Origin of the sequence: Streptomyces sp. NPDC002619 (genome assembly GCF_042889305.1) — a bacterium.
Taxonomy (GTDB): Bacteria; Actinomycetota; Actinomycetes; order Streptomycetales; family Streptomycetaceae; genus Streptomyces.
In genome coordinates this window covers 1-277 of sequence record NZ_JBIAQV010000059.1, presented here as the reverse complement: position 1 = coordinate 277, position 277 = coordinate 1, and the positions used below count along the sequence as shown (strand labels likewise).

Genomic DNA, 277 nt, shown 5'->3' with positions numbered 1-277 from the left:
CACTGCGGTATCCGCCACGGTCACCGCGGTCACCACTGTCCCGTCGGCGCTGGTCGCGTTCCGGTCGGTCTTCGGGAGAGTTGGTGGACATCGGTAACTCCTGTCTTCGGTACCGCAAGCATTGTAAAAACAAAAGGACCCCTGGTCCCAGCTGAACGCTGGGACCAGGGGTCCTTCCAAAGATTGTTCGGCGGTGTCCTACTCTCCCACAGGGTCCCCCCTGCAGTACCATCGGCGCTGTAAGGCTTAGCTTCCGGGTTCGAAATGTAACCGGGCG

The 277-nt window shown here is 60.6% G+C and carries 1 rRNA gene; it reads right to left on the bottom strand.

Annotated elements, in window-relative coordinates:
- Positions 1-185 precede the first annotated feature (185 nt).
- Positions 186-277: ribosomal RNA gene (gene rrf / locus ACFYXB_RS40545) — 5S ribosomal RNA — on the bottom strand; the annotation flags it as partial.